Raw genomic sequence first — 18626 nt, 5'->3', positions numbered from 1 at the left:
AGACTGTCACTCCTTTTACATGTTCCAAGTGTGGCTTAAGCCATGATTCAATGTCGAAATACGAGATATATTGTTGAATTTATCCCCAAACCCCCGCAGGTCGAAAACAAAAAAAGAATGAACAACGGAAAATTGTTCACAACTTTATCCACAGGCTGTTGATAATATTATGGGTCAGATCACATATTCACATCCAAAAGTAATACAATCATAGCAAAAGAAGCCCGGCATTTCAATGTATCGTGTGATTTTATCCACAAATTCAATAACTTGTGTATAATTTTTAATCACAACACAATATATTGTTTATAAATTGTTTAAGTTTCGACAGAATGACCCAAAAACCCAAAATGTTTTATACACAGGTTATCCGTCAAATGATGCTGAATTGTGTGTAAATGTATTCTGAGTTTGTGTATAACTTGCCTGTGGATAACGGGAATGTTGAAAATTGCATGTTGGGGATTTGCTGGGTTCAAGTAAACGATCAATCATCATCTTAGCTAATCTTGTTTTGACGCCAGTTTCATAAATAGTGAAAACTGCAATGCGATGTTATCGAATGGGAGCGACTTTTGGCTTCGCGTAAGCAAAAAAAACAAGGGAAGTGAGCAGTCGAAACCGGAGCAATTGAGAATTAGGGTGGAATGAGTCGTTGAATAGGGATCATGAGCGCGGGCTAATGAGATGGATTTTACGACAGAAGAAAGAGCGGTTTGTTCGATGAGGAGCTAAGTCGATTAACGCTAAAAGAGGTTGTTCCCTAAGACCAGAGAGAGGGTCAGAGGGAACAACCTTTTTTGATGTACTATTTGGATGGAATACGAAGAACAAACCCATGCACTAAGGTATTTTAACGGAAAATTTACGCTGGAAATCGGCGATGTCTGCGTACTCCTCTTCCAGTTTGCGTGAGATGCGAATGAATATGGGAAGCAGCTCCCGATAGATCAATGCATTTTCTCTGATAGGAGTATGCTTGTGCGTTGTACCTACCATAGAAGAAACAGCGTGGAGCGAGGTAATACGACCTGTTGCATACAGCCCCAACACGACGGCACCAAGACAGGAACTCTCGAAACTTTCGGGTACAACGACTTCCTGATTGAAGATATCAGACATCATCTGACGCCAGAGTGGAGAACGCGCAAAACCGCCGGTTGCCTGAATGGAGGTAGGTTGGCCAATCTGTTCTTCCATGGCGAGCAGTACCGTGTAAAGGTTAAAAATAACGCCTTCCAGGACGGCACGGATCATATGCTCTTTCTGATGGTGAAGGGTCAAACCAAAGAAAGAACCCCGAGCATCCGGGTTCCACAAAGGCGCACGTTCGCCCGACAGGTATGGATGGAACAGAAGCCCTTCTGATCCTGGACTGACTCGTTCCGCAATCTTGGTAAGCACATCATAGGAATTGATGCCAAGCCGTTTCGCTGTTTCCACTTCCGAGGCAGCGAATTCATCCCGAACCCAGCGGAACAACATGCCGCCATTATTCACAGGTCCACCGATGACCCAAAGATTCTCCGTGAGGGCGTAACAGAAGGTCCGACCTTTTGGATCAGTAACCGGATGGTCGACGACGGTACGAATAGCACCACTGGTTCCGATGGTTGCTGCGACAACACCAGGTTCAATGGCGTTCACGCCCAGGTTGGACAATACCCCGTCACTTGCACCGATGACGAAGGGGGTAGAGGGGGAGAGAGCCATTTTTTCAGCCCAATCGTTATTCATTCCCTCTATAGTATGTGTTGTAGGGACGAGCTTCGACAGATGGTCTGGTGTGATACCTGCGATTTCAAGAGCCTCCGAATCCCAATCCAGTTTTTCTAGATTAAGCAGACCTGTGCAGGAGGCGATGGAATGATCCACTACATATTGGCTGAACAAACGGAAGAATAGATATTCTTTAATAGAGATGAATTTGGCTGCACGCTCAAAAAGTTCAGGCTCATCGTGGCGCAGCCACATTAATTTGGTCAGAGGAGACATGGGATGGATGGGGGTACCTGTTCGCAGATAGATGCGATGGCCTAACCCATTCTCTTGTAGTTTGTTGGCCCAAGCCGCGCTCCGATTATCTGCCCATGTGATGCAGCGGGTGAGTGGTTTGTTATCTTCCCCCATGGCAATAACACTATGCATGGCCGAGCTGCAGGATACGAACAAGATTTGTTCCGCGTTAACACCACTCTGGTCCATCACTCCTCGTACGGAGCGAAGGGCAGCCTGTACAATTTCCTCTGGATCCTGCTCAGCCACATCTGGTGCAGGGGTGTATAAAGGATATTCCTGTGAGGAAGTACTTACGACTTCACCTTGTTCCGTAAAAAGTACGGATTTGGTGCTGGTCGTACCGATATCCATACCAATCATGTAGTTTTTCATGGGTCTAAACCTTCTTTCCTTGAAGCAATGAAATTTAACTTCTCTTATATAGGAGCATTTTGTATTAATCCAAAGAGCGTCTTTCAATCATTAAGATTTAGACGGGAATGTTTCTATTCGTCTAAATCTTGTACCCGGGAGCGTGCCTGAATCGAATGATGCATAATGCTGTTATAGAAATTCAATCTATACTACTGTACTCAGCAGCAAAATAAAGATCAGTCCAACGACGGATAGTAGTGTTTCCATAACGGTCCACGTCTTGAGTGTCTGGGACACGCTCATATTAAAGAATTCTTTGATCATCCAGAAGCCTGCATCATTCACATGGGACAGGACAAGCGAGCCTGCACCGGTAGCCAGTACTACCAACTCGATATTGGCTCCTGGCGTAAGTGCAAGAACTGGAGCTACAATACCCGCTGCTGTTGTCATCGCAACCGTTGCTGAACCAGTAGCGACCCGTATCAGTGCAGCAACAAGCCAGGCAAAGAGAATCACGTTTATATTGGCGTGTGTGGCTACCTCTGCAATGGCATTTCCTACACCGCTGTTAATGAGTACCTGCTTGAAGGCGCCGCCTCCGCCGATGATGAGAATTATGGTCGCCGTAGGCGCCAGACATTCACTGGTGAAGCGGGAAATATCGTGTTTCGTAAATCCACGTGCAAAGCCGAGCGAAAATAAGGCAAAGACCACCGAGATCAGCAGGGCAATGATTTCATGTCCGATAAATTCACTAAAAACCGTGAATCCACTCGTAGCATCCGGGTCAATGATACTTGCTATCGAACCAAACAGCATCAGGATGACCGGCAGTAATATGGTAAACAGAGTAATGCCGAAACCGGGCAGGTTGCTGTTGGTTTTGTTTGCGAATTGTTCTGCAAGCTCTGCTGGCGGTTCGGTATGTATTCTTTTACCAATAAATTTACCAAACAAAGGGCCAGCAATAATGGCTGTTGGAATCCCTACGATAAGGGAATACAAAATTGTTTTTCCCAAATCCGCGCTGAACGCTTCGATAGCGATCATTGGAGCTGGATGAGGGGGAACCAGACCGTGTACAGTCGAAAGACCTGCCAGAATCGGAATACCGATCTGCAGCAGTGACATATTGGTTTTACGCGCAACGGTGAAAATGATCGGAATCAGCAAAATGACGCCGACTTCAAAAAAAACGGGGATACCAACGATGAAACCAACAATCATCATGGCCCAGTGTACGCGTTTTACACCAAATCGATCCACAAGTGTGGTCGCGATCCGTTCGGCACCGCCAGATTCGGCCATCATCTTGCCCAGCATCGTACCAAGACCGATTACGATGGCGATCGTTCCGAGAGTTCCGCCAAGCCCTCCAGTAATAGAAGAAATCACATCGGCAGGCTTCATGCCTGTAAGCAGACCGAGCATTAATGCGGATAACAAAAGGGTAATAAAGGGATTCCATTTATACTTGGAGATCAAGACGATCAGAAAAACGATCGCAATCAAAGTCCAGATCAATAAAGTGGCATTGTGGGATAGTCCAAAAAGAGTGCTCATGGTGTATGCTCCTTTTTTCTGTTATAGAACGCTTACAAGTAAAGTCATCGTCAATTAAGGAATTGCGGACAGTAGTATTCATGTAAATCGTGCGCCATTCAGTCTAAATATACCCTCAAAAAATCAAACAAATCGCATTTTGTATACTTGTCGACAAGTTAGGGCGCAATCATTCACAGCGGATATGATTGCGAACTCCTCGCACACACTTTAAACAGACCAAGTTGCACCAACGAAGAATAAGGTCTGTCAGCATACCTTCAAGGATCAAAGCTCTCGTGCAGTGTCTTGCCGGAATCTTGGAAATACGTGCGGACTCCAGCCTGAATGAGCATTTTGTCACCGGATTCGAGTGCTTCAACGAGCAAACGGTGCTTCTCAATTACAGCGCTTACTTTCTGCTCGCCCTGAACAAATACCCTGCGGGTCGTGAGCAGCATGACCGTCATGACAACATATCGAATGCTTCTCCATAGATGTGAAATACGTGAATGTTGAGCAGCTTCAATAATGGTCTCATGAAAGGTCAGGTCCTGATAAGCGAATTCAACGGCGTCCTGATGTCGTCCGGCCAGTTGCATTTTGTCGATCACGTTACGAAGCTGTGTGATTAATGAATCTGAAACATCAACCGCGAGTCGCTGTTGTACAAAGCTTTCGATTAGGAAGCGGACATCATACAATTCTTCGACATCCTTAATTTTCATTCCAATAACAACCACACCCATACGTTCAAGCCGAATTAGTCCCTCATTCGACAGTGTTTTTAATGCTTCACGTACAGGTGATCGACTGCTGTCAAAATCAGCGGCAATCCGATTTTCTGACAAAATTTCTCCAGAACGAAGGGTCCCGCTAATAATACGCAGCCTTAATTCACAGGCAATTGCTTCCCCGCGGGAAGCTCCCTGAAGCCAGGAAGAAGGAAACAGCATAATGGCTAACGCTCCTATATTAAGTAATCAGTTCAATACTGATCATAGCACAACTATTTTGCCGTTTGAGCATTTTGCCTCAATCCAATAGAAGGGCATCATTAAAGGGTAACCATAAAAATATAATGCAGATGTGATGAGCTGCGGCAAGTGAACTTTTCAAAGAGCTGCGGCAAGTGAACTTTTCAAAGAGCTATAAGTGTACTTGTATACAAGATGTGATTTTTATCCTACACCTTTCTCGAAAACTTGTAAACCATGAGATTAAAGCGGATACATTAAATTTAAAATACATAAAGTGGATCGCTATTGTTCATTGGTTAGTCCGTATTAGAAATGTGATGACGTCCATGATAATTCATTATCCACATGTGAATAACTTTAAGAACGAGTACAGAAGGTAATAAAGGCTTTCAAAGGGTGTGGATAACCGTAAAAGCTGAAATGTTGAAGTATAATTTGGAGTTGGGGATAACTTTTATGAGCCTCTCGTTTGTTCTTCAAAAGGGATGTAAACGGAGGTAGGCATGGAGAACCTTTCAGGCAGAGTGGAAAGCGTAATTAAAAGGGGGAGGAGTCTGGTGGCATGCTGTTGACTTTTCCAGGTGTACATGGTTAAATGTATAAAGGTGTTTTCTGTGAAGATGAAAGTGATTCATCACATAAGTATTTCCTTGTAAGGAGGTGCAATACATTGAGACCTACATTCAAACCGAACGTTAGCAAACGTAAAAAAGTTCATGGTTTCCGGAAAAGAATGAGCACGAGCAACGGCCGTAAAATTTTGGCCGCACGTCGCCTTAAAGGCCGTAAAAACCTGAGTGCTTAATGCATTGAAGACCACCGCGGTGGTCTTTTTTTTCTTAATTAGCTCAATTCAGACTGGATGCTGGTACAGATCAGGTCTGAATGGTCTGCGAAAAAGCTAGCTATGTGCATTGTTGTAAATGAATGAGTTGTCCGTTTTTTCGAAAACGTTCCTTATATAAGGATGAATGTCTAACCGGTTCAAGTAGCCGATCAACAATCATCCCGGATGGATGTCTGCTCAGTTCAAGTAGCTGATCAACAATCATCCTAAATGAAGTTGTCGCCAAGATGGTTTACCGTCATTCAAGAAAGCCTATACTAAATCAGTAATGAGGCCTTCGTCAATAACGTTGGTAGAGAACAGCAAGGAGAAGCGCCGTGTATAAAAGACTGCGTTTACGAAACCGGGCGGACTTTAGCCGCGTATACCGGTATGGGAAATCGTTTGCCAATCATCAGTTCGTGGTGTATGGCTGCCGCCGTAAAGATACGGAGCAATTCCGGGTTGGGGTATCATGCAGCAAGAAAATCGGAAACGCTGTCGTACGCAACCGGATGAGACGCATGATTAAGGAAATTGTACGGCATCATGAGAAAGAGATTGTTACGCAGATGGATCTGATCTTTATCGTCAGAAAAGGCGCATTGGACATGTCCTACAAGGATATGGAAAAAAGCCTGCTGCATGCGATGCGCAAGGGCTCTCTTTTGAAGTCGAGCAAGCGGTAAGCTTCGGTTTATTTGTCCTCCTAATTATGGTATGATTTACGGTGGAATGGAATGGTTAAGAGAGGGGTTATGAAGTGTCGCGATTGAAGACATCAAAGGGGAAGTGGATTCTCCTCATTGCAGTCATTGCAATGGTCACCGTACTAGCTGGGTGTACTCCGCAAGGGTCTGGGGTTACTACGGAAGATCTTAAAAACAGTGAATCATTCTGGCAAAGTAATGTTATTTACTGGTTCTCCCTGGCGCTCGATACATTTGCCAACTGGTTTAACGGTGAATATGGACTGGCCGTCCTTGTGATGGTGTTGATTGTACGTACGTTAATCTTGCCGCTGACAATGAAGCAGGTACGCAGTTCCAAGGCGATGCAGGCTATTCAGCCGAAATTGAAAGAAATTCAAGCCAAGTATAAAGATACACCTGAGAAAGTTCAGCAAGAAACAATGAAGTTGTTTCAGGAGAACAAAGTTAATCCGATGGCGGGTTGTCTGCCACTTCTGATCCAGATGCCGATTTACATCGCACTTTATAACTCAATTTACGGAAACTCGAGTCTGAGAACACATGATTTCTTGTGGTTACAACTCGGAGAGCCGGATCACCTGTTTATCCTGCCTGTGCTGGCAGCCATCACAACATTTGTCCAAACGTGGATGATGATGCGTATGAATCCTGCCCAGCAGATCGGACCGATGCAGTTCATGCTGTGGGTGTATCCGATATTGATCTTCGTTATGTCTTATCAGTTCCCGGCTGCATTGCCGTTGTACTGGTTCTACAGTAACATCTACACGATCGTGCAAAACTATTTCCTTTACCGGAATAATGATAAAATCGTGGCTGAGGTCAACGTGAAGCAGAGTAGCCCTTCCAAATATGGAGCCAAACGCAAAAACGGTGGCAAGGCAACCATCTCTGGAAAAGGGTCGAAAGGGGCCAAAAAATCGAAATGACCAAAGTCATTACGTCAGGAAAAACCGTTGAAGATGCTGTAAACCAAGGATTGGCTGAGCTTGGCGCAAGTCGGGACAAGGTCGAGATACAAGTGTTAGAGCAGCCGTCAAAAGGATTCCTGGGTTTGTTCGGGGTAAAGGCGGCTAAAGTGGAAGTTAAACTTTTGCCTGTGCCTGAACCAGTTCCACAGCCGATCAAGCCGGCCGCACATATACCTCAGGTTGATGTAACACTTGAGGGTGTTGTAGCTAAAAATCCCTATGAGGAAGCGGCTGCTTTCTTAAAAGAAGTGGCAGCAGGTATGGGACTGGATGTTGAAGTGCATATCAAAAAACACCGTGATGGACATATCTTCAATATTGCCGGTGAAGACCTGGGCATGATTATTGGCAGACGTGGACAGACGCTGGATGCCCTTCAATATTTAACGAACATTGTGGCGAACCGTTATTCGGAAAACTTTGTTCGGATCGTGCTGGATGCAGAGAATTTCCGTCAACGGCGGCGTAAGACGCTGGAAGACCTGGCTGAACGTTTGGCTGGACAAGCCATCCGCTCGGGCAAAGAAGTTGTACTGGAGCCTATGCCTCCACTCGAACGTAAAGTCATTCATGCCAAACTGCAAAATCACCCGCAGATTAAGACATACAGCAAGGGCGAAGAGCCCAATCGCCGCGTGGTCATTATGACGAAATAACACGAAATTGAAGACGCAATGGCTTCCTGCCCGGTGCAGAAGCCATTGCTTTTTTCGTACAGAAGCATTTACGTTGAATTTAATATGGCGTCCTGAGGGTCGGCAATTTTAAAATAGAGCAAGGAGAGATAACCATGATCAGTGATACGATCACAGCGATATCAACGGCTGTTGGAGAGGCGGGGATCGCAGTGATCCGGGTCAGCGGCCCGGATGCGGTGTCGGAGACGGAGAAAATTTTTCGTAGCAAGACCCCTTTAACTCAGGCAGCATCCCACACGGTTCATTACGGTCACATTATAGATCCGGGTACTGGCGAGAAAATAGAAGAAGTTCTGGTTACTGTGATGCGCGCACCACGTTCGTTTACAACAGAAGACGTTGTGGAGATTAGTGCTCATGGTGGTGTAGTCTCGGTTAAACGTGTGATGGATTTGCTGTTGCAGCTTGATATACGTCTGGCTGAACCTGGTGAATTCACGAAGCGTGCTTTTCTCAATGGGCGGATTGATCTGTCACAGGCAGAAGGGGTCATGGATCTCATTCGTTCCAAATCGGATCGGGCTTTCTCGGTTGCGCTGAAACAAGTGGAGGGCAAGCTGTCATCCAAACTACGTGATCTAAGGTACACATTGGTGGAGACCCTTGCTCATATTGAAGTGAACATCGATTATCCCGAGCATGATGTGGAGTCGTTGACGTCTGATTTTATTAAAGAGAAATCCAGTCAGGTGATGACTGAAATCGATAAATTGCTGGTTACAGCAGAGCAAGGAAAGATACTGCGGGAAGGAATCACAACCGCTATTGTTGGACGGCCTAACGTAGGGAAATCCTCATTGTTGAATACACTGGCTCAGGATAACCGCGCTATTGTAACTGATATTCCGGGTACAACGCGTGACGTGATCGAGGAATTCGTTACCATTAATAATATCCCACTTAAGCTGCTCGATACGGCAGGAATACGGGAAACGATGGACGTTGTAGAGAAAATCGGGGTGGAACGTTCTCGTTCTGCAGTGAATGAAGCTGATCTGATCTTAATGGTTATTAATGCGGCCGAGCCACTTCATCAGGATGAGATTGAATTATTGGAACAAATCCGCGGTAGACAATCCATTATTATTATGAATAAAATGGACTTAACACCGCAGGCAGACCGCGATGTTTTGCTTCGTTATATTCCGGAGGAACGAATTGTGCCGATGTCTGTGAAAGATGATCTGGGCGTAGATCGGCTGGAAGATGCCATCTCCACCTTGTTCTTCAGTGGCAAGCTGGAGTCGGCTGACCTGACGTATGTCAGTAATGTGCGTCATATCGCTTTGCTGAAGAAAGCCAAACAGTCATTGATCGACGCTTATGAAGCAGCGGAGCAACTGATCCCAATCGACATGATCCAGATCGATGTTCGTCTGGCATGGGAGCATCTGGGCGAAATTGTGGGCGATACAGCACATGATGCATTAATTGATCAGATTTTCTCCCAATTCTGCCTAGGAAAGTAAAATCAATAGACTGTCTGATCAGTGAAAAAGTAGTGTATGATTAAGGAGTTCAACTTGGCCATTGTCTGAGGATGGAATGACGTTGTAAATCGATGTGGGTTTGATATAGATAGGAATGCGAGTTCTCATGAACGCTTACACGTTCATGATTGTACGAATAGATCCGCCTGCAAATGCTACACAGATTGCAGCGGAATAAGGAGGTAAATGGGAATGGCTTTTGATGGCGGCAGTTATGATGTAATCGTCGTTGGTGCAGGACATGCTGGTGTGGAATCTGCACTGGCCGCAGCCCGTATGGGGTCCAAAACACTAATGATTACGATCAATCTGGACATGGTGGCCTTCATGCCTTGTAACCCATCCATTGGGGGACCAGCTAAAGGACATGTGGTCCGTGAGATTGATGCACTTGGTGGCGAGATGGGACGGAATATCGATAAAACCTTTATTCAGATGCGAATGCTTAACACGGGTAAAGGACCTGCGGTTCACGCACTTCGTGCTCAGGCAGATAAATTCTCATACCAGCATAAGATGAAGGAAACGATGGAGAATGAGCAGAATCTGATCATGCGTCAAGGGATGGTTGATCGCCTGATTGTCGAAGACGGACAGTGTGTGGGTGTAGTAACTCAAACAGGTACTGAGTACAGAGCGAAAGCTGTTGTTTTGACAACGGGGACTTACTTGCGCGGTAAAGTCATTATGGGTGAGTTGATGTATGAGAGTGGACCGAACAACCAACAGCCTTCGCTCAAATTATCTGAACATCTACGTGAGCTTGGATTCGACCTCGTTCGTTTCAAAACAGGTACACCCCCGCGTGTGCATAAGGATACGATTGATTTTAGCAAAACTGAAATTCAGCCTGGTGATGACAAGCCGAAATTCTTTTCCTATGAAACAGAATCTTCTGATAATGAACAACTGCCTTGCTGGTTGACATATACATCTGTGGAAACACATCAGATTATTAATGATAATCTGCATCGTGCACCGATGTTCTCGGGTCTTATTGAAGGTACCGGACCACGTTATTGCCCTTCCATTGAGGATAAAATTGTTCGTTTCAGCGACAAGCCGAAACATCAGATATTCCTTGAGCCGGAAGGCAAGAACACATCCGAGTATTATGTACAGGGGTTGTCCACCAGTATGCCAGAAGACGTTCAACTAGCTATGCTGCGTTCAATTCCAGGTATGGAAAAAGTAGAGATGATGCGTAACGGATACGCGATTGAATACGATGCAATGGTTCCTACGCAACTGTGGCCTTCACTGGAAACCAAACGTCTACCAGGTCTGTTCACGGCAGGTCAGATTAATGGGACCTCCGGCTATGAAGAAGCGGCAGGACAAGGTGTTATGGCTGGAATCAATGCTGCACGCAAAGTGCAAGGCCAAGAGCCGGTTGTACTTGATCGTTCCCAAGGATACATTGGTGTGCTCATTGATGATCTGGTAACCAAAGGTACGAATGAACCTTATCGTCTGCTGACTTCACGCGCCGAGTATCGTCTGTTGCTTCGTCATGATAATGCAGATATGCGTTTGACGGAAATCGGTCATGATATTGGACTGATCCCAGAAGGACGTTATGCCAAATTCCTGGACAAAAAGGCGAAGGTTGAGCAGGAAGTAGCTCGTCTGAAAGTGGCAAAAGTTCGTCCTGTCGAAGTGAATCCGAAGTTGGAAGAGATCGGTTCTACACCCATTCAGGATGGGAGTACGCTGCTCACTTTGATGCGTCGCCCGGAAATTGGGTATGACTGGATTGAACAGATCTCACCATCTGAGGTAGAACTGTCGGCAGATATGAAGGAACAAGTTGAAATTCAAATCAAATATGCGGGTTATATTGATAAACAATTGATCCACGTGGAACGTTTGCAAAAGATGGAGAAAAAGAAAATACCGGATACCATTGTATATGATGAGATTCATGGTCTGGCTATGGAAGCCAAACAGAAGCTCACTAAGATTCGTCCAATCTCGATTGGTCAGGCGTCTCGTATTGCTGGAGTTACTCCTGCCGACATCTCCATTCTGCTGGTCTACCTGGAGCATTACAACCGAGTAACCGCAGCAAGGGGACAATAATGGACGATATTCAACAGATGTTGCAGCGGCGCTTAAAGAAACATGGATTAGAGCTGGGAGAACTTCAGCTGGAGCAGTTTGAATTATATTTTCAGGAGCTGGTAGCCTGGAATGAAAAAATGAATTTGACCGGTATTACGGATCGGGAGCAAGTATATACAAAGCATTTTTATGATTCGGTATCGCTGGCGTTTTATACTGATATGACAAAGGTCAACACGCTTGCGGATATTGGTTCCGGTGCCGGGTTCCCTGGAATCCCGCTCAAAATTTGTTTTCCACATATTAAGCTGACTATTATTGATTCTCTGAATAAACGTATTGGCTTTCTACAACATGTGGTAGATATCCTTGGCCTGACCGATGTGGAGCTGGTCCATGGACGTGCTGAAGAGATTGGACGCAAAGAAGGGTATCGTGACAGTTACGATCTCGTTACTGCGCGTGCAGTAGCCAAGCTTGCTGTGCTTAACGAATTCTGTCTTCCATTTGTTCGCAAAGGTGGAATGTTCGCTGCAATGAAGGGCGGAGATCCACGCGAAGAAATGAAGGAAGCTGAATTTAGCTTTAATCAGTTAAAAGGACGGGTTAAGGCAGTTCATCCTTTCCAGCTACCCGTTGAGGAATCGGAGCGTCATATCATTCTGATTCAGAAGTTTGATAAGACACCTTATAAATATCCACGTAAACCAGGTACTCCAATGAAGACACCTTTGGTATAGCTTCGATTTTTTGAGGTTCTGTGGTTCAGGTAATTCATAAGATTAAAGAGAATGTTTCACGTGAAACATTCTCTTTTTTGTTTTATCATAAATGAGCATTGTACAAAAATCCCCAAAGCGATTTCCATTCAGCAAGAACTAGATCGAAATGATTCTAATCATCTAGATCTTGTACCCATAAGCACTAATAATCGAATGATGCAAAATGCTGAAATATATATTGAGATTGCAGTGACTTCGAGGCAGTTCTCTCATCGCGTTCATCACGAGTGAAAATCAAATTTAACTTGTAAGGATTGTGAACAGAAGGCAGCTGCTAAGAGTAAATCATGTGTATATGCTTCTCCATATTTTTTTGCATATAAGCAGTCATATTACTAATGTTTATGAAGAAAAAGCAGGAAAATGAGAAGAGTTTAAAGAATAGGTAAACATAGGATTATGGAAGAAAAGATGATAGAATAGAAGTATCCGGTCCTGGATTACAGAGATCATAGATTATATGTATAGATAGATGTTTGAGCATTACAGTATTGGCTAGAGAAGGCATCATGGAAGGCAAAACTTATTCGGAGAACGACGGCATTTACGGGTCGCATATTGAATAAGAAGCACCTACATTTATGTGGGAGCTATTATGAAACTAGGTGGTAATATACGGAATGAAAGAACAATTTTCGAAGTTGTTTGGTTTGGCGGAACGCAATAACGGAGATGAGATAAAACAAATTCCGGTCAATGAAATTGTGAGTAGCCCATACCAACCCCGTACTATTTTTGATGATGATAAAATTGATGAGTTGTTGCAGACAATCAAGACACATGGTGTAATTCAACCTATTGTCGTCCGCGTCCGAAATGGATCATATGAGATTATTGCCGGGGAACGTCGCTGGCGTGCAGTTCGAAAACTCGGTTTGGATACTATTCCAGCTATTGTGCGTGAATTCAATGATTCACAGGCTGCATCTATTGCACTCATTGAAAACTTGCAGCGTGAAGGGTTGACCTCCATTGAAGAAGCGGTTGCTTATCAGAAATTGATAGATCTGCACCAACTGACACAGGAGAGCCTTGCACAACGATTAGGTAAAAGCCAGTCTACCATCGCCAACAAAATTCGGTTGTTAAATCTTCCAGATGGAATCAAGATGGCACTGATGGAACGCAAAATCTCTGAACGTCATGCCCGAGCTTTACTTTCGCTTGATACGGAAGAGTTACAGATGAAATTGCTCGGCGAAATTATCGATAAAGAGTTGAATGTGAAACAAACGGAAGCGCGGGTTGCCTTTTACAAAGAATCCTCGAAGATCAAAAAATCTAAACGCATTTCATTTACCAAGGACGTTAGACTCGCACTTAATACGATTCGTCAATCCATTGATATGGTATCGGGCTCTGGTCTGGACATCAAAACCAAGGAAGCGGACCATGAGGACCATTACGAGATCGTTATCCATATCCCAAAACGCAAATAATTGAAGCTTAAGGCGGCAATGGGCCGCTTTTTCTGTCTATAAAGTTGAGTGTGGCTTGAACAACGTAGATTAGCATCATTAAGGAAACGGTAATTGTTGTTTGTGTGGAAGATAGCCACCTGCTTTTGGTTAACATGTAGCTCACAACCTACAAAAAAAGACTCCTAATTTATTTGAGGTGAAGGTATTGTCTAAGATTATGGCCGTAGCAAATCAAAAGGGCGGTGTGGGGAAAACGACGACATCTGTTAACTTGGGTGCTGGACTGGCTTCACTTGGGAAAAAGGTATTGCTTGTCGATATTGACCCCCAGGGGAATACCACTAGCGGAGTCGGAATTAACAAAGCAGATGTGGCCAATTGTATATATGATGTCATCATTAATGAAGTTCCTCCTCAGGAAGCGATTTTGGAAACTCAAATTGAAGGCCTTCATATTATACCTGCAACGATTCAGCTTGCCGGAGCCGAGATTGAGCTGGTATCCACGATATCACGGGAAGTTCGCCTTAAAAAATCACTCGCCATGGTGAAAAAAAACTATGATTACATACTGATCGATTGCCCACCATCCCTTGGTATGTTAACGATTAATTCGTTGACAGCTTCCGATTCGGTGATCATCCCGATTCAGTGTGAGTATTACGCTCTTGAAGGGTTGAGCCAATTGCTCAATACCGTTCGTCTTGTTCAGAAACATCTAAATACTTCCCTGCAGATTGAGGGAGTATTACTGACGATGTTTGATGCACGTACGAATCTGGGCATTCAGGTTATCGAAGAAGTGAAAAAATATTTTCAACAAAAAGTGTATCAGACGATTATTCCGCGCAATGTGCGGCTCAGTGAAGCACCGTCACATGGTCAGTCCATCATTACGTATGATCCTCGGTCCAGAGGAGCAGAAGTGTATTTAGAGCTCGCAAAGGAAGTGATTTCTTATGAGTAAGCGGCTTGGAAAAGGTCTAGATGCCCTCATTCCTTCGCTTTCAATTAATGACGATGATAAAGTCGTAGAAATCCCGATTAGTCAGCTGCGGGCCAACCCTTATCAACCTCGTAAAGTATTTGATGAGGATGCGATACATGAACTAGCCGAATCAATTCGTCAACATGGCGTGATACAGCCAATCATTGTGCGTCCTGTTTTGAGAGGTTATGAGATTATTGCCGGAGAACGGCGTTTCAGAGCTTCCCAATATTGTGGCAATGCGACTGTGCCAGCTGTAGTTCGTAACTTCAGTGATCAGCAGGTTATGGAGATTGCATTAATTGAGAACCTGCAACGTGAGAATCTGAACGCAATGGAAGTTGCCGTTGCTTACCAGGGTTTGATGGACCAATTCGCGTTGACACAAGAGGAGCTCTCTGTAAAAGTAGGAAAATCACGTTCTCACATTGCTAACTTCTTGCGTTTGTTATCTTTGCCTGATGAAGTGAAGGATCATGTTTCACGTGGAACATTATCGATGGGACATGCACGTGCTATTGTCGGGGTTAAAGATGAGAGCCTAGTGATGCAACTGGCAAAACAGACAATTGATCAGCAATGGAGTGTACGCGAACTGGAGGAAGCTGTTCAACAATTGGATCGTTCCAAGACAGGTGAAGCAAGGGCCAAGTCGAAGGTGAAGAAAAAAGATCCATTTATTGATACGGTTGAAGAGTCCTTGCGTGAACGCTTTAAAACCACAGTGAAAATCAAGCATAACAAAGATAAAGGTAAAATTGAGCTCAATTACTATAGTAAACAAGATCTGGAGCGACTGTTGGAACTGCTGCAATAATAGTCATGAATCCTTGATCGACTAACAACAATGCGGGGCTTTTTCATGTGATGACATATCGCCTCTGTACCATGGAGAAACGATATGTCATTGTTTGTTTATAGAGTAGAAATATAAGTCGAACAAATAATTTAAGGGCCAGAGGTGGTTATAGGGTGGAGGAAGTTATCTATCTGGATCATGCAGCGACATCGTGGCCTAAACCACCTTCTGTTGGTGAAGCCATGATGAACGCTCTGGATATAGCAGGCGCCAACCCGGGCAGAGGTAGCCATCGGATGGCGGTTCAGGCAAGCCGAGTGTTGTTTGGCGCGAGAAAAGCGATATCCAGTCTTTTCGGCATAAGTAACGCTAATGATATTGCGCTGGGAGCCAATACTACAGAAGCCTTGAATCTCGCTATTCAAGGTTGGCTAAGAGAAGGCGATCATGTCATTGCTACTATGGCTGAACATAATTCAGTAAGACGACCATTGGAGTATATGCGCAGGCTTCGGAATGTAGAGGTGGATTATGTACCTGTTAATGCGGCAGGGTCCATTGATCTGGTTCAAATGGAACGTATGTTTCGTTCTAATACAAGATTGGTGGTCTGCACACATAGTTCGAACCTGCTTGGCAGTATTCTTCCTATTGGCGAAATTTCGCTTATGTGTCAGAAACATCAGGCGACATTGCTTGTTGATGCCGCTCAGAGTGCTGGTGTGATGCCTGTAGATGTAAAGCAACTCGGAATTGATATGCTTGCTTTTCCAGGGCATAAAGGTTTATTGGGCCCGCAGGGTACGGGAGGGCTCTACATTGCTCCTGAGCTTGATGTGCAGCCGTTGCTTCACGGAGGAACGGGCAGCCAGTCCGAAGCGATTGAGCAACCTCTTGTTCGACCTGATCGGTATGAGGCGGGGACTCCGAATACAGTGGGGGTAGCGGGTCTTACTGAAGGTATAAAGCATGTGCTTGACTGGACACCTGAGTTTATCTATAAACAGGAGTGGGACTTGATTCAGCATATGATGAATGGGTTATCATCGGTACAAGGGATTCGAATGCTTGGCCCCGAACTTGGACAACCGCGTACCGGCTTGTTATCCTTCACTGTTGAAGGATATGATTCAGCCCAACTCGCATTTCGCTTAGACCGGAATTATGGCATTGCTGTACGTGCGGGTTTCCACTGTACACCTCTTGCACATGAGTCTGCTGGGACAACGAAAAGTGGGGCTGTCAGAGCGAGTGTGGGTTATAATACAACAAGAGAAGATGTAGATACTTTAATTGAAGCAGTACATGAATTAACAGCATCAAAATGAGCATTTTGCATAAATCCCAAAAGAAACTTCCAATCAGCTAAATTTAGATCGGGATGCTTCTATTCGTCTATATAAATTGAACTAAACATTTACACGAGAGAGAGGACAGAAATAACCTGAAAAAGCGGAGCTAAAAGCTTTCTGAAAGAAAGCTGCATCAGAAGCATAAGCTTCGCCTTTATCCCTGGGTTTTCCCCTTTAAAAAGGAATCAAAAAATCTGGGGATAACAGCGTTGGAAGGTTGTTCTGTCATCGTAGTGGCAGGTGTAAATATTTTTTAGTTCAATTTATATAGATCTTGTACCCATGAGCGATGGAAACCGATTGATGCAAAATGCTAAAATAAATATGAACAAACCAAATAAGGTTCAAATAAAACGATAATGTGGGCAGGCTTCATAACTACAGACGTTAATCTTGGACAAATCGACGGAGGGGTAGTTGCACTACATGGCTGAACTAAATGAGCTGATCCTGGAACAGCTGTTATGGATTATTGGCGGAATGGCATTACTTATGGTGATCTTGCTAAGCGTAAGTATCGCTCAAGGTGCAAAATTACGGAAGTTTAAACGGAAATATGAAGCCATGATGGCTGGCACTGGAGTAGAGGATTTGGAATCGTTGTTGATCAATCTGAAAATCCAGATGGACAGCATTGAAGATGAGCATAAGCTGCAAACAAATCAGTTACAGGATGTCATGCAGAAGCTGACTCATATTAAAGGTAAAGTGGGCGTGAAAAGGTACAACGCTTATGGGGAACGAGGTAGTGATCTGAGTTTCTCAATGGCTATGGTTAACGATAACCAGGATGGCATGGTGCTAACCGGTATATATAACCGTGACGGTTCGTATGTATATGCGAAACCTCTTAAAGGGGGAGAGTCAACGTATACACTTTCCCCTGAGGAGAAGGAAGCAATTACTCTGGCACAGCAAGCAGAGTAGAGCGTGTATGCCATTCGCGAATGGCTGAATAGAGACTGCTTGATATAATCTCAGACATCCGCATGACGAGACTGAGACGTGTGTTCTGCAGAACAAAGTATTCCATAAAGCCGCCGACGTTAACGATACCCGTTAGATGGATATCGCCGACCGGCGGCAATTCTTTATTTACACCCGCTCCCGGTTTGAGCGGCCCATTCACGACCTGGATACATCCAACACTGGATGATTGTCCGAGGCAGGCATCAATGCCGATCACATAAGGGTTATGATATGTGGTATGTATGTTATGAAGGGTATCCTGCAGGTTCATCGCGTGTACGGGTTCATCCAAAGTACCATAGAGATGAAACAGAGGGCTGTCCCACTTGGCAAGCGACGAGCCGACGAGAGGACCAAGACAGTCCCCGGTAGAGCGATCCGTGCCGATGCAGACAACGACTACATTTTGCAGAGAATGAGCTTTATAGAGATGGAACATTAAACGATGAATAATGGCAGAGTGAATGCCAGGATCAGTGTGTGAAATTTTCAGACTGGTCATGTCTTGAGATGAAAAGGAGTGCGAAGTGGGTTTCATAGGATCTATCCTTTCCCCTTGAAATAGTAGTAACAGTATATGGAAGGATAGAACGTTTTATACTTCGTGGGGACAAGCTTTTTCAAAGGGAATGTACCGATTGTATCCGTAAGGCAA

General features: G+C 44.5%; 16 protein-coding genes. 12 read left to right on the top strand and 4 right to left on the bottom strand.

Features of this window, described 5'->3' with window-relative positions; translation table 11 throughout:
* Window positions 1–843 precede the first annotated feature (843 nt).
* The 3 genes from gntK to ACR32F_RS32375 all read right to left on the bottom strand — a co-directional run bounded on the left by gntK (window position 844) and on the right by ACR32F_RS32375 (window position 4874).
* On the bottom strand, window positions 844–2391 hold the full coding sequence (gene gntK, locus ACR32F_RS32385) for a gluconokinase (protein ID WP_440115017.1): 1548 nt from the start codon (window positions 2389–2391) through the stop codon (window positions 844–846).
* 186 nt (window positions 2392–2577) lie between these two features.
* A complete protein-coding gene (locus tag ACR32F_RS32380; RefSeq protein ID WP_440115015.1) occupies window positions 2578–3939 on the bottom strand; it encodes a GntP family permease in 1362 nt (453 codons plus the stop codon).
* Window positions 3940–4199: 260 nt separating this feature from the next.
* Window positions 4200–4874: a GntR family transcriptional regulator gene (locus ACR32F_RS32375; protein WP_440115013.1), complete on the bottom strand. Its 675-nt coding sequence runs from the start codon at window positions 4872–4874 to the stop codon at window positions 4200–4202.
* Window positions 4875–5568: 694 nt separating this feature from the next.
* On the opposite strand from ACR32F_RS32375, the gene rpmH reads away from it, so the two are divergent.
* From rpmH to ACR32F_RS32315, 12 genes are all read left to right on the top strand, one after another.
* Complete coding sequence (gene rpmH, locus ACR32F_RS32370; RefSeq protein WP_017691413.1) at window positions 5569–5703, top strand: 50S ribosomal protein L34; 135 nt, start codon at window positions 5569–5571, stop codon at window positions 5701–5703.
* Between the two features lie 359 nt (window positions 5704–6062).
* Window positions 6063–6413 (top strand): ribonuclease P protein component, encoded by a 351-nt coding sequence (rnpA, locus tag ACR32F_RS32365; RefSeq protein ID WP_440115011.1) that lies wholly within the window; start codon window positions 6063–6065, stop codon window positions 6411–6413.
* A 74-nt stretch (window positions 6414–6487) separates the two neighbouring features.
* Window positions 6488–7366 carry a YidC/Oxa1 family membrane protein insertase gene (locus ACR32F_RS32360; RefSeq protein ID WP_440115009.1) on the top strand — a complete coding sequence of 293 codons (879 nt, stop codon included), beginning with the start codon at window positions 6488–6490 and terminating at the stop codon, window positions 7364–7366.
* The gene (jag, locus tag ACR32F_RS32355; protein ID WP_440115006.1) at window positions 7363–8064 is read left to right on the top strand and encodes an RNA-binding cell elongation regulator Jag/EloR; all 702 of its coding nucleotides are present in this window, start codon (window positions 7363–7365) and stop codon (window positions 8062–8064) included. The genes ACR32F_RS32360 and jag overlap by 4 nt, the downstream gene beginning before the upstream one ends.
* A gap of 134 nt (window positions 8065–8198) precedes the next feature.
* Complete coding sequence (gene mnmE / locus ACR32F_RS32350; protein WP_440115004.1) at window positions 8199–9575, top strand: tRNA uridine-5-carboxymethylaminomethyl(34) synthesis GTPase MnmE; 1377 nt, start codon at window positions 8199–8201, stop codon at window positions 9573–9575.
* A 213-nt stretch (window positions 9576–9788) separates the two neighbouring features.
* Window positions 9789–11678: a tRNA uridine-5-carboxymethylaminomethyl(34) synthesis enzyme MnmG gene (gene mnmG, locus ACR32F_RS32345; protein WP_440115002.1), complete on the top strand. Its 1890-nt coding sequence runs from the start codon at window positions 9789–9791 to the stop codon at window positions 11676–11678.
* Window positions 11678–12400: a 16S rRNA (guanine(527)-N(7))-methyltransferase RsmG gene (gene rsmG / locus ACR32F_RS32340; protein WP_440115000.1), complete on the top strand. Its 723-nt coding sequence runs from the start codon at window positions 11678–11680 to the stop codon at window positions 12398–12400. Before mnmG ends, rsmG begins: the two co-directional genes overlap by 1 nt.
* A gap of 662 nt (window positions 12401–13062) precedes the next feature.
* Complete coding sequence (noc, locus tag ACR32F_RS32335) at window positions 13063–13881, top strand: nucleoid occlusion protein (protein WP_440114998.1); 819 nt, start codon at window positions 13063–13065, stop codon at window positions 13879–13881.
* A 187-nt stretch (window positions 13882–14068) separates the two neighbouring features.
* Complete coding sequence (locus ACR32F_RS32330; RefSeq protein ID WP_440114996.1) at window positions 14069–14830, top strand: ParA family protein; 762 nt, start codon at window positions 14069–14071, stop codon at window positions 14828–14830.
* Window positions 14823–15668 carry a ParB/RepB/Spo0J family partition protein gene (locus ACR32F_RS32325; protein WP_440114994.1) on the top strand — a complete coding sequence of 282 codons (846 nt, stop codon included), beginning with the start codon at window positions 14823–14825 and terminating at the stop codon, window positions 15666–15668. The genes ACR32F_RS32330 and ACR32F_RS32325 overlap by 8 nt, the downstream gene beginning before the upstream one ends.
* A gap of 155 nt (window positions 15669–15823) precedes the next feature.
* The gene (locus ACR32F_RS32320; protein WP_440114992.1) at window positions 15824–16978 is read left to right on the top strand and encodes an aminotransferase class V-fold PLP-dependent enzyme; all 1155 of its coding nucleotides are present in this window, start codon (window positions 15824–15826) and stop codon (window positions 16976–16978) included.
* A 450-nt stretch (window positions 16979–17428) separates the two neighbouring features.
* Window positions 17429–17929: a DUF4446 family protein gene (locus tag ACR32F_RS32315; RefSeq protein ID WP_440114990.1), complete on the top strand. Its 501-nt coding sequence runs from the start codon at window positions 17429–17431 to the stop codon at window positions 17927–17929.
* Here the strand turns inward: ACR32F_RS32315 and yyaC are convergent.
* Entirely contained in the window at window positions 17904–18509 is a 606-nt protein-coding gene (gene yyaC, locus ACR32F_RS32310; protein ID WP_440114988.1) for a spore protease YyaC, read from the bottom strand. The genes ACR32F_RS32315 and yyaC overlap by 26 nt on opposite strands.
* Between the last annotated feature and the right edge of the window lie 117 nt (window positions 18510–18626).

Origin of the sequence: Paenibacillus hebaui, assembly GCF_051934385.1 — a bacterium.
Classification (GTDB): domain Bacteria; phylum Bacillota; class Bacilli; order Paenibacillales; family Paenibacillaceae; genus Paenibacillus.
This window is presented reverse-complemented; position numbering and strand designations above follow the sequence as displayed.